The organism is Dyadobacter sp. HNCC25DJ184 (assembly GCF_056895215.1).
Map to the genome: position 1 here is coordinate 23,966 of NZ_JBXHAQ010000013.1, position 12,840 is coordinate 36,805.

At 43.4% G+C, this 12,840-nt stretch carries 9 protein-coding genes; 3 read left to right on the plus strand and 6 right to left on the minus strand.

What is annotated here, in order from left to right:
* Positions 1 to 330: 330 nt before the first annotated feature.
* The 3 genes from AC1XUD_RS18790 to AC1XUD_RS18800 all read right to left on the minus strand — a co-directional run bounded on the left by AC1XUD_RS18790 (position 331) and on the right by AC1XUD_RS18800 (position 5,925).
* Positions 331 to 2,562: a DUF7133 domain-containing protein gene (locus AC1XUD_RS18790; protein ID WP_483362584.1), complete on the minus strand. Its 2,232-nt coding sequence runs from the start codon at positions 2,560 to 2,562 to the stop codon at positions 331 to 333.
* A gap of 25 nt (positions 2,563 to 2,587) precedes the next feature.
* Entirely contained in the window at positions 2,588 to 5,068 is a 2,481-nt protein-coding gene (locus AC1XUD_RS18795; protein WP_483362585.1) for a glycoside hydrolase family 95 protein, read from the minus strand.
* Positions 5,069 to 5,397: 329 nt separating this feature from the next.
* Positions 5,398 to 5,925, minus strand: coding sequence for an NAD(P)H-dependent oxidoreductase (locus tag AC1XUD_RS18800; RefSeq protein ID WP_483362586.1), 528 nt, complete (start codon positions 5,923 to 5,925; stop codon positions 5,398 to 5,400).
* Between AC1XUD_RS18800 and AC1XUD_RS18805 the strand changes: the two genes are divergently transcribed.
* Both AC1XUD_RS18805 and AC1XUD_RS18810 read left to right on the plus strand, forming a co-directional pair.
* Positions 5,913 to 6,326: a uracil-DNA glycosylase family protein gene (locus AC1XUD_RS18805; RefSeq protein WP_483362587.1), complete on the plus strand. Its 414-nt coding sequence runs from the start codon at positions 5,913 to 5,915 to the stop codon at positions 6,324 to 6,326. The two genes, AC1XUD_RS18800 and AC1XUD_RS18805, sit on opposite strands and share 13 nt — an antisense overlap.
* A 742-nt stretch (positions 6,327 to 7,068) precedes the next feature.
* A complete protein-coding gene (locus AC1XUD_RS18810) occupies positions 7,069 to 7,956 on the plus strand; it encodes a lysophospholipid acyltransferase family protein (RefSeq protein WP_483362588.1) in 888 nt (295 codons plus the stop codon).
* Between the two features lie 89 nt (positions 7,957 to 8,045).
* Here AC1XUD_RS18810 and AC1XUD_RS18815 read toward each other — a convergent pair whose 3' ends face one another.
* A complete protein-coding gene (locus tag AC1XUD_RS18815) occupies positions 8,046 to 9,089 on the minus strand; it encodes an NAD(P)-dependent alcohol dehydrogenase (protein ID WP_483362589.1) in 1,044 nt (347 codons plus the stop codon).
* Between the two features lie 256 nt (positions 9,090 to 9,345).
* Between AC1XUD_RS18815 and AC1XUD_RS18820 the strand changes: the two genes are divergently transcribed.
* A complete protein-coding gene (locus AC1XUD_RS18820) occupies positions 9,346 to 10,305 on the plus strand; it encodes an amidohydrolase family protein (RefSeq protein WP_483362590.1) in 960 nt (319 codons plus the stop codon).
* A 108-nt stretch (positions 10,306 to 10,413) separates the two neighbouring features.
* On the opposite strand, the gene AC1XUD_RS18825 is transcribed toward AC1XUD_RS18820, so the two are convergent.
* A complete protein-coding gene (locus AC1XUD_RS18825) occupies positions 10,414 to 11,907 on the minus strand; it encodes an SDR family oxidoreductase (protein ID WP_483362591.1) in 1,494 nt (497 codons plus the stop codon).
* 288 nt (positions 11,908 to 12,195) lie between these two features.
* Positions 12,196 to 12,840 (minus strand): flavin reductase family protein, encoded by a 645-nt coding sequence (locus AC1XUD_RS18830; RefSeq protein WP_483362592.1) that lies wholly within the window; start codon positions 12,838 to 12,840, stop codon positions 12,196 to 12,198.

A 12,840-nucleotide genomic window follows, 5' to 3' on the forward strand; every position in this document is an offset into this window, starting at 1 on the left:
GAATCGCTCCATTAAAGAAGTTACAAGCAAGTCGACCGGAAGACTGATCAACGATTTGGCCGTGATTGAAACGAAAGCACTCTAATAATAGCTTCAAAAAAAGACTGGGACGGTCCCGAAGTCGTTACCGGCTCATCCTCTTCGCTGATTCTCGTAACGCGCTATTGAGTTTCTGTGAAAGAAGGCTTGCCCGGTATATTCGTGAGGGGGGGGGAAAGTAAACGCCGAGCTCTCAAATCTGGCTCGGCGCGTCCATATCTACAATTTTATGCCTTTTTAGATCAAGTTTAATATTTTGGAAAGTGTAGCATTTTATGCCTACAGGGTTTACTATTTGACTACCAATTCGTCCAGCGTAAATGCCTTGGTCCTTTCTGCTGTTTGCTCTCTTATCAATTTCACGTCATTTGGTCTTATTGGCGGTGCGTTGCTAAACTCATGCCTCACATAGGAAGCAACTGAGGCAATCCATTGATCGTCGTTGTCCTTCATAGAAGGCATTTCGCTCGGGTATGTTTGCCCGTCAACAGGACCGGAAAGTCCATGGAGCAAAATGCGAACTGACGCGTCTGTGTTTCGTCCCAATCTTTTTGAGCCAACAAGCGGAGGGGCCGTTTTACTTATAATTCCTTTTCCATCCGGGCCATGACAGGTAGTACAGAGTGATTTGTAAATAACAGCTCCCTCCAATACCAGTTTTCGGTCTCCTTCTTCCAAACGGCCTAGCCGCAGTCCGAACTTTTTGACATCTTCATTCTTGTCAATGCTTCTTTGCGCTCGGGCAACCACTTCATTTGCGGCCGATGCCGTTAAAATTTCATTGATGAGACCCTTTGCTTTCGGCGATTTACTGTACGACAACGACAAAACCAGCTGCATTCTGACATCTGGACTTGCGTCGGTTTTTAGTGAAGCGAGTTGTTCGATGATTTGTTCGTCCTGCTTTTTCAAGTAGGTTTCGCTAAAAACAATCGCAGCCTTTCTGATCTGGAAATCACTGTCCTTAAGGGCATTTTCGACTGTAGTTTTATCCAAAGCGTCCAGGCCTTCCAATGTCCATAATGCATGTAGTCTCGCGAGTGGCGAAGTAGTCTTGATGAGCTCATTACTTTTTCCGCCCGCAATTAATTTTAAGGTTGGAATTACGGATTTGTCGTTTCTTAAAATCAATTCTTTCTGAGCATTATCGCGCCACCAGCCGTTTGGATGGTTCAGGAATCCTACCAGTTTTTTTGAGGTTTCGTCTAATAACCGGGGCTTTGGTCCTGGCTCCATTCCGTCGTACACCATTCTGTAAATGCGTCCGTGCTGAATATTTTTATCCAACCCCAAACGTTTGATTTGTGGTCTAAGATAACTGTTCGGCCCGGTCCAGTTGCCTTCCTGAATAATCCCACGGTTCATATCCACCAGATAGAGGCAGCCATCGGGGCCAGTATACATATTCACTACCCTGAAATTCATATCGGTTGAAGCGATGAATTCCTCGTTTTTGTAAGCGTTTTCAAGTGTGATTTTACCATCTTTATTGATCACCTTCGCACGTCTGATCAGACGTCCCACGGGTTCGCTGATCAGTAGATCTCCGTTAAGATCGTTCGGCAATCGGTCTCCCCGAAAAATAACCTGGCCGCAGCTGGCAGTAAAATGATTGAGAGTTGTGTCTGCTGTCAATCGCTTTAGCCCACCTTCCACGTCCGGCGTTTTTATGATAGGCCAAACCTGATTGAATTCTTCTGAATATTGGTCATTGAATTCCATTCTGCCGTAAATGGGATTAATTTGAAAACCCAATGCAGGAACTTCCCCACCTGCTGATGAGAAATAAAGTCGTCCATAATTGTCATGTGTCAATCCCCATTGGCCGCTTGATCCGCTCGGGATGGAATCAGGTTTCAGAATACCATCTTTATAACGAAACCGGACGGCGTCAACTGCCATGTATATCCAGTTGTCAACATTCCAATCAAGTCCGCTACGTTGATGCTCAAGATTCCCCGGTGCTTTTTTTCCGGGAGTGTAAACAGGGCGTTTTATATCAGCAACCCCGTCTCCATTTGAATCTTTGTAACTATATATATCATAGGTATCTGTCTCATTTACAAGTAATTCGTGGCCGACGCAGAGCAGCATTCTTGGCAAAAGCATCTTGTCAATAAAGACAGAACTTTTATCCATTTTGCCGTCATTGTTAGTGTCTTCCAGCAACATTACCCTGCTTGTCGCGTCATGTTCGTTACTTCCTTCAATATCCTGCATGTATGTGTTCAATTCAGCCACATACATTCTTGCATTCCCGTCCCACGCAATGGCAACCGGCTCATGGATCATGGGCTCGCTTGCCACCAACTCAAGATGGTACCCTTTCGGCAGTCTAAAGGTCTTCAGACTCTGTTCGGGAGTTAAAAAAGCCGGCGAAGGATTGGCAGTAAAAAGAGGAACTGAGTCCACCGAAGCGGCTGTAGTTCTCATGGTTTTATCGGCTGAGTTCTGTCGTGCTACCTGGCAAGTCACCAGCATTGAAGCTGTAATGACACATGCCAGTATAATTTTCTTGTTCATGCTTTTGGTTATTCTTGATAATGGATTACCAGGTTAATGTATATGTTTTTCCCTTTTTCGTTTTAAAATCGTAAAGAGACGTTTCCTTCAAAGGCAACCTGTTTATCGGCGCGCCTGGTGCGATCAGCGGTTGGCTGATATCTTCGGTTTTATAAAATCCATTCGAATTATCGCCCTGCGCTGTCTGCAGTACCTGTCCATTCATTTTCAGGCTATTAGGCAATCTTAGTCGACAGTTGCCTCCCAATTTGGATTGAATGACCAACTTCGAAACTCTACCGTTTTCCCATTCAAGGGAGATAATTTCAAAACCTCCGCGTGATCGTATTCCACTAATTTTGCCTGATTTCCAGACATCAGGGATGGCAGGGAGCAAGTGGATCGCACCATCATGGCTTTGCATAATCATCTCTGCAATTCCGGCAGTACAACCGAAATTACCGTCAATCTGGAATGGAGGATGGGCATCGAAAAGGTTGGTATAGGTGCCGCCTCCTCCTTTTTTACCAGCCGCATTGACGGGAGAAAGTTGGTCGGTAATGAGCTTGTACGCGCGATTTCCGTCCAGCAACCGCGCCCACCAGTTTACTTTCCAGCCCATTGACCAACCTGTTGAAACGTCTCCCCGATGTTCCAGCGAAGTGCGGGCAGCACTGAAAAGCTCGGGAGTACGATAGGCTGAGAGCTGATGGGACGGAAAGAGACCATAGAGATGTGAAATGTGGCGATGTTTGTCCTCCGGGCTGTCCAGATCTTCAAGCCATTCTTGCAACTGCCCAAACTTGCCGATTTGCATGGGTGGAAGTTTTGAGCGTTTTTCTTTAAGAATTTTTACAAATTCAGCATCAATTCCAAGCGCCTCTGCGGCATTCAGGGTACTGGTGAAAATGTCATATACGATCTGATTATCCATCGTATTCCCTGCGCTAATCGTGACACCGGGCCGTGTCGAAGGATTGTTTTCAGGTGACATACTTGGTGTCACAACCAGCCATTTATGAACAGGCTCTTCGACGAGAAAATCGACAAAAAACTGGGCAGCTCCTTTAATTGCCGGATATACCGATTTCAAATAAGTTTTGTCTCCTGAATATCGATACTTTTCCCAGGCGTGTTGACTCAGCCAAGCGCCACCCATCGGCCACATAGCATAAAAAATAGGATCAACAGGTCCGGTGATCCGCCAGAGATCAGTATTATGATGCGCAACCCATCCGTTTGCGCCGTACATTACCTTTGCTGTTTCCTTCCCGGTTTCCGATAGCTCCTTCACCATCTGAATCAAAGGCTCGTGCATTTCTGTAAGGTTAGTCAGTTCAGCAGGCCAGTAATTCATTTCTGTATTGATGTTGATCGTATACTTGCTACCCCATGGCGGAACCATTTTCTCGTTCCAGAGTCCCTGTAAATTGGCGGGCTGACCGACAGGCAATCCGGCTGTGGCGGGCTGCGACGAAGAAATAAGCAGGTATCTTCCAAACTGAAAATATAACGAAACGAGTTGCGGATCATTGCCGGAAGCAAATTTTGCAATTCTTTCGTCCGTCGGAAGTTTGGCTGCTTCTGTTGTTCCTAAATCAATTTTTACCCGATTGAAATACTTTTGATATGAAAGGATATGATCAGCAAGAACCTTTTCAAATGACTTCTTGGCCGCCTTGTTCAGATACAAGTCAGCTTTGGCCTGCGGATCGGCCGTCAGCGTTTTGTAATTCACGAAGTTGGTACCGATGGAGATATAAATGGTAACCGAATTAGCTTTGTTTACCACGACCGAAGTGTCCGTACTACTCAGGTTTCCTCCCTCATTCATCACTTTTACATGCGCATTGAAAGCGACCTGCCCTTTTATTTTTTCTCTGTCACCACTTATGCCGGAGAATATAAGCTTTCCCGATTTATCGATTTTCCGGTTGCCTTTCTGAGGGCTGTTCAGAAAAGAGGTGAAACTAAGTTTTCCAGGTTTGTCTGTTGTCAAACGGATCGCAATTACCTGATCGGGGACAGACGCAATTACTTGCCTGGTATACCTCACGCCATCAACATCATAGGATGTTGTTGTCGTAGCCTTTTCTATATCGAGTTCCCGATAATAGTTCGTGAAGGAATGATGGCCTTGAAAAATAAGATTCAGGTTTCCAACAGGCTGATACATCATCCCGTTGGTTGTTTTTGATTCAATTTTCGCTGCTGCAAGTTTTTGCGCTTCGGCATGTCTGCCTTCAAAAATCAGAGCTCTGATTTCTGGTAGTGCGGCTAGTGCGTCAGGATTATCGTTACGGTTCGGACCGCCTGACCAAACCGAGCTTTCGTTCAATTTGATAATTTCCTTTTCAGGATTTCCATAAACCATTGCCCCCAATCGGCCATTTCCGACGGGCAGCGCATCCGTCCAGGTATTATCTGCGGGTTTTTTATACCAAAGTTTTAAAGATCCATTCGGTTGAGCGAACGCTGCGGGTGGAAAGAGGAAAAAGATTATTGGGATTAAGATCGGGAATTTCATGAAGATTGAATCAAACAGGTGAATTGTTGACATCCGGAATACTACGGATATATTGATTTCCAAGACTATTCTAAACTCCTTTTACTGTAAATTTTCGTATTTGCTTAAAAAATTATCAGTATTCATTTGGCGTCTTAGCGGAATCGAGTGACAGTTTAAGCGCCAGCGCTCAATCGAATCATTACTTAGAAAGATTAATTCAAGCCTAATTAAAGACACCTTCATACCGGGTCATATCAATTTGCCATCAACTAGATAACACTGTATTTCGAAGCCTTTTTGCTGGTTCGTGATTTCAGCACTGTTTGACAAAATGAAATTTGTAGCGACTAAATAAGTCGTTTGCCCAATTGTTGAACTTTCATTAACCAGCTTTTCCGCCGCTCATCGGTTGATTTTCTGATGAATCCGAAAGTGGAAAAACGGATCGGATCAAAACCGACATAGCCGAACACGATATCTTTAAGGATCTGGTATTGGGAAGCGCGGTAAATGATATAGAACCACCATGTTGGCGTATCCATCGTCACCAGCAATCGTATACTTTTTCCCTTCAGGAGTTTTTCAGGGAATATTTTTCCAGAGTGGTTTTTGAAGGCGAAACCGGGCAGGAATACGCGGTCAATGAAACCTTTAGTGATGGCGGGCATGTACCCCCACCAGTTGGGATATGCCATCACCACGTGATCGGCCCATTGAATAAGTTCCTGAGATTCGATGAGGTCTCGTTCAAGCAGCATTGTCTGGCCGGTTTTGTAAGCATCCGAGAGATTTACATCAAACTTTAGCCGGGATATATAAAGGACTTTACAGTTGGCTCCGGCGCTTTCCGCACCCGTTCGATATGCTTCAAGCAACGCATTACTACTTCATCTTGCGGGGTTTACTCCATGTGAAATTGATGCGAACAACGATCAAGACATTAAAATATGGCTACGGCCTGTCAATAGCTGTTCGACGGCCCACTGTTCGCGCGGATGAGTTATCAAGGGATGATTTTGCAATGTCACAGGACGTTTTTAGAAAAAAAATGGCGATATATCAACCTCACTATATTGCATTCTTGGGCAAGATGGCATATGCTGCATTTTCAGGAAAAAAGAAAATTGACTGGGGTCTTCAGGAAGATTTGTTTGAAGGATCGAACGTCTGGGTGTTGCCAAATCCCAGCGGCCTCAATCGCAATTTCAATCTTACCAGCCATGCCGCGGCGTATAAAAAGTTGAAAGTGGCCGCTATGCCATTTTTGGAAATCTGATTTTATACGTGTGTGAAGTAAGACTTAGGAGAAAGCAATCTTAATACTTGGTAAAAAAATGCTTTCAAATGTTTGAATTTCATAATTAAACCAAAGTCTTTGGATATAGCAGAAATATCAACTAAAAATACAATTTACATTTTCTCTGAATATCACTTATTGATATAAAACGAACTTAACGCTGCAATCGAGGTAAAGGTTACGGCTTCTTACAGTCGTGAAAATGTGATGAACAAAAAATGTATAAAGTGGTTACAAGCGGTTTTTTTAATGGTTTCGGTGGTGATTGTATTTTTCTAATTCATTTTAATAACTTGCATCCAACATCGACGGGTGGAAGTTGGAGTCAGGATTCAGAACTATTGATCTATGAAATACCTGATTATCAAATTTAATGCATCTCGGATGACCAAAGTGTTGACGCAAAAGGGGCGGTCATCGACTCAAAGGCAATGATGGTATTTTTTATAGAATAGCCAAAATGGCGAATACAGTGATTTTAGACTCGTTTTCCATTCGTTAATTGTCCAACACGCAACAAATTATTAACCTCCATTAGTTAATATTACAGAATTATTTTTAAGATTTGGGCGTTTAAAGAGTAGCGAAGAGGGATGGGAGCAAAGTAGTGGAAAGTTTTTGTCTGGCCTAGTATCTTTGAATAATACAATAAATATATTTCATGAAAAAGGTGATGTTTCTATGAAATTCAAATGAATACCAGCTCAACACACATACTGTCATGGCACCACAAGTAACACCTCATAACCTGTTCGTCAGGCTTCTTTTTGCTATCGCATCGGCAATATCGTTTCTAATTTATTTCTTCACATACAGGTTATTTCGATACAGGTTCGATGTGATTATTGATAATTTATCGAAGTCGTTTCCTGAAAAAAGTCAGGATGAAATAGAAGTTTATGCCCGGGAATATTACCGTCATATGGGCGATCTGATTGTAGAGCCATTGCTATTTATCCTCGTTGACAATTCCACCAGAGAGAAGCTTGCCAGATACACGAATATTGGAATACTTGGTAGATTTTTTGACCGTGGAAAAAATGTAGTTACACTGTCTTCACATTGCGGTAACTGGGAATATCTTATAAACCTTCCCAGAATCCAGGCTCTCAAAACTTATACCGCCTATACCCCGCTTTCCAACAAGCTGATTGACCGTTATATACTGAAATTGAGATCGTTATACGGTATCATTCTGATTCCTAAAAAATACTTTTTCCGGGGAGCACTTTCCGCCCTGAAGAAAAAAGATGACCCGTCGATGGTTTTGGTGATAGCGGATCAGCGGCCTGCTCCTGGCAGTATCAAAAATTCTGTCAACTTTTTGGATCAATCAACCAATGTCCAAGTCGGGGCTGAAAGACTTGCCGAAGCTTCGGGTGTCGCTGTCTTGTATCTGGAGTGCCTAAAAACGGAGCGGTTTCATTATGAGTATACTTTTCATGTTGTTACTGAAGATGCGGAAAAGTGCCAGCCAATGGAGGTAACAAAGTCCTACTATCAATTACTTCAGGATAATATTCTAAGGGCTCCGTCTAACTGGCTCTGGTCGCACAAAAGGTGGAAGCAAATGCAGGAAGCGCAAGTCGTAGCTGCCTCGCCTTTATAATGCGGTGAGTTTGATGGATACAGAATCAGGTCAGGATGTTTATGAAAGCAAATATCCTGACCTGTCTTTATTTTAATTGAATGGACTGATTACAAGGTGGCCATATCAATCACAAAACGATATCGAACATCGCCTTTTTCCATCCTGTCATAAGCGGCCTGAATGTTTTTGATATCAATGAGTTCGATATCAGATACGATGTTATTTTCTGCACAAAAGTCAAGCATTTCCTGCGTTTCGGCTATACCACCGATTCCTGAACCTCCGATACTTTTTCTGCCTCCTAGCAAACTAAAGGCTGCTATTTCTGCTGCTTTTGGAGGGACACCGACGCATATCAGGGTACCATCTGTTCTGAGTAAGGAAAGGTACATATTGAAATCGTGCTCGGCCGAAACAGTATCCAATATAAAATCGAAGGTACCAATTGCCGCCTTCAACTGAGCTTCATCGGTAGTGACCACAAAATTGTGCGCCCCCAGTCTTTTGGCATCTTCTTCTTTCTTCGGCGATGTACTAAGTACTGTTACTTCTGCACCGAAAGCCACTCCAAACTTGACGCCCATATGACCTAATCCACCAAGACCCAGGACAGCCAATTTATGACCTTTTCCCACTTTCCAATGTCTCAGAGGAGAATATGTTGTGATTCCTGCACACAGCAATGGAGCTACCGCGGCCAGATCCAGTTTTTCTGATACCTTCAGCACAAATTCTTCTCTTACTACAATCGTGTTTGAGTAGCCGCCGTATGTAGGTGTTTTTCCATCACGTTCCAAACCGTTGTAAGTCTGCGTGTTTCCTTCCAGGCAATACTGTTCAAGGTCCCTTTTGCAGTTCTCACATTCCTGACAAGAATCGACCATACAACCGGTTCCGGCCAGGTCACCTACTTTAAATTTCTTTACGTGATCTCCTACTTTGACAACACGGCCCACTATTTCATGGCCGGGAACCATCGGGAATATCCCCGGGAACCATTCATTCCTTACCTGGTGCAAATCGGAGTGGCATACCCCGCAAAATGAAATATCAAATTGTACATCGTGAGGACCCACTTCTCGGCGCTCAAAATTCCATGGTGCTAAGTCTGCTGACGGAGTTTGCGCAGCATAACCTTTTGTTTCTATCATTTGACAGGTTTAGTTAAATTAAAAATAAAGATATGGACTTATACAACTCACGGCTTTAAAAATCGATTAAGAAATTATGCAAATCTCTCTTCTCTCAATTTAATCCAGAATTGTTATTGCTCCAATTTTGAAATAAGAGAATTATGCCAACAGGCGAGTAAACATTGTTACAAAGTGGGTTTGATCTGATATTTATAAACTTTGAGCGCAATCGCGATTCGAAGCGTAATTGGTTATTATCACAATTTATTCGTCCATGAACCGGAGAGAATTTCTTGCATTATCAGCCGGCGCTTCCCTGGTTGCTGGCCTTCCGTCGGTTAGTCGGGGACAAAATGCGCCAATTCCGATAATCGATACCCACATACATTTATTCGATCCGAATCGTCCTCAGGGAATACCCTGGCCAGAAAAAACCGATAAAATGCTTTATAAGCCTGCGCTTCCAGAGCGTTACCGCGGCATTGCGGAAAGCGTTGGGGTTGTAGGCGCGATTGTGGTCGAAGCCAGTCCATGGATTGAGGATAACCAGTGGGTTCTGGAGGTCGCGGAGAAGGATAAAATTATTGTTGGGGTAATTGGTAATATCAAACCTGGTACGCCGGATTTCGCGAAGCACCTAGAACGTTTTCAAAAGAATCCGCTTTTTCGGGGTATTCGATATGGCAACATATGGGGTTATGATATTTCCAGCCAGGTGGCGAATCCCGGATTTATTTCGGATCTTAAAATCCTTGCGCAAAATGGATTGGTACTAGACTCTGCGAATCCGAATCCGGCGCTTCTGGCTGCGATTGTGAAGCTTACCGACATTATTCCTGATCTAAAAGTTGTAATAGATCATTTGCCCCAAATGGCGATTCCGGCAAACAAAGAAATTCAAAAGTCCTATGAAGCCGACCTGCGAGCGCTCGCTCAAAGACCGAAAGTGTATATCAAGATTTCCGAGGTTTTAAGGAAAGTCAATGGCCAGATCCCAACGGATTTGAATTTTTATCGCGCTCGTTTGGAGGAGCTTTATTCAACCTTCGGAGAGAATAGATTGCTATATGGTAGCGACTGGCCCAACAGCGATCAGTGGCTGCCATTCGAAGAAGGGCTGAAACTCGTGCGTGCTTATTTTATGGAAAAAGGCCATAACATTGCAGAAAAGTACTTCTGGAAAAATTCGGTAGCAGCGTATAATTGGCAAAAACGAGAAGCGGCGCAGCCGTAGTTTTTATATATGTAAATGGCGTTAAACGAGGTGCTGAAATTTTGGATTAGGATATTACGTTGCTTGACTATTTTAACGAGAATGAATTTGAAGCCGACTTAGTATTACTCAGTCAGTAACTAATGGCGGATCGGTTTTTCCGTTTATAGGTTCAATCTTACTCATATAGCCAACGATGTTGCTAATCATTCCTTCAAAAACAAAAAAGTGGAACGGCAGTACTAAATACCAATATAATCGTCCCAGCAAACCTTTTGGACGAAACGTAGCGGTTTGCTGGAGATAGCTTTTGGAATCCTTTCTTACTACTTTGAATTCTAGCCAGGCTTCACCGGGCAGCTTCATTTCAGCATACAGAAGCAATCGCTGTTTAGACTTGTCTGCTGCTAATACACGCCAAAAATCGAGCGTGTCGCCGATGTGAATGGTATTGGCGTTAGTCCGGCCGCGACGCAGTCCCACTCCTCCTACCATCTTATCCATAAAGCCCCTCAACTGCCACATCCAGTTTCCATAATACCACCCACGACTACCGCCGATTGACCAGATGTTGTCAACTACTTTTTCAACATTTCCTGTAATTTCTTTCTGGCGTTTGTCTGTAAAACAGCCAGCCTTCGGAATGCGGATATGTTCGAGCATATAGCTATTTACGTAACTGGAAGCAAATGAGTCTTTCCAGCTTGAAACGACATTGTCCTGTTCAATTTTCTGGAACGCCAGCGCCACGGCTTCTTTGTAAGGAACGGGTTTAATATCAAGCATTTTTTCAAGGTCATTGTTTTCCGGAATGACCTCTACCTTCATGCTGTCCACCAGGTTGGAAGCGAGTTTGAAGGAAGTCGAAGTGACGAAATATAACCAGTATGAAGATAGCTTCGGTGTCATAACTGGCACAGAGATGATCCACCTCTTCAATCCGCGGATTTCGGCGAATTGCAAAAGCATTTCCTTATAAGTCAGAATTTCAGGGCCACCGACATCAAAGGATCGATTAAAGGTTTCTTCTTTTAATAGGACACCTGACAAGTATTCCAGGATATTACGAATCGCAATGGGCTGGCTCTTGGTATTGAGCCATTTGGGTGTGATCATCACAGGCAGTTTTTCGATCAGATCACGGATAATTTCAAATGACGCACTTCCGGAGCCCACGATAATTCCTGCCCTGATCGCAGTAAGAGGAATTCCGCCGCTGGCCAAAATTTGTTCTACTTTTTTTCGGGATGAAAGGTGTTTCGATAAATCAGTACTGTTTGCAATTCCGCCCAGGTAAATGATTTGTTTAATACCGGTTTTGGAAACCAATGCCATAAAGTTTTGGGCAGAAAGTGTTTCCATTCTTTCGAAATCGCCAGATTTAGAGCTCATGGAATGGATAAGATAATATGCAGCATCTATATCTTTCAGCTCCTCGCGACTGGAATTTTCTTTCAGGAAATCAACCTGATATAGCGAAATCCCGGAATTTGAATAGATACCCCCTGTCGGAAAACGCCCTTTATCCCTCACACAACACACGACATGATGCCCCTTTTCCAGCAATACGGTCAATAATCGTTTGCCAATATATCCTGTCGCTCCTGTAAGCAGTATCTTCATTTGCCTGATTATTTGAAAATCGTGACTTCAATCGTAGTTAAAAGAATAGGGGAGCCAGGAAAATTTTTACCGTTACTGGTATGTTGTCTTCCAATGCTTTTATATTCTAAATTTGCAAATCCACTATTAAAAAAGCATTCCAATAAAATCGGCCATTACCATATTCGCGACCTCCTTTGATTTTCCACTTCATACTACTCAACAAGCTTGATTATTTGATGGAAAAGGCTGATATGAGATCATTTCAGATGAAGAAGGCATCCTACTCATCGTGCCTCCGTCGATGGTTCAGTTCGGCCGGTTCAGCTCTTTTGGTTCAATACCTGGTTTTGCATAAGACAGCCGGCCGATTGCCTGTGGAAGAAAATAGGAATCCAGTCCTGCGACCGTCACAGTTTTTGCAGCAATATGGTCTATCGTTCCATCTTGACCCAGGATCGCATCATCGGCTATTATTTGAACTATTTCACCAACCACAATAGTAGTTCCATTTATTTCCATTGGGATAATCTCCCGAAGTTCTAATCCGATACTCACCGAAGATTGCGAAACAAACGGAGCCTGAAAACCGCTGACATACTGTTCTTCAAATCCACAGATTTCGAATTCGGACTCCCCTGATGGATAACTGGCACTGGTTTGATGCGCCTGTTTGTACCATTGCGGCAACACGTTATTTAATGTATACCGCCCATTCGCCTTAATGTTTCGAAGGGTATCGTTATGTTCGCGTTGGGGGCGCATCACCAGTCCAAGCAATGGCGGATTGGCACCGAGGTGGAAAGCGGAGCTGATCAAACATAAATTCTTAATTCCCTCATCGCTAATTGTTCCGAGGAGATTTAAAGATTTAAATCCTAAAAGGCTGTTTATTAATTCTATTCTGAACTGTTTCTCCATTTCGGAAATCTGCGTGCTGCTGATTGTTGCCAT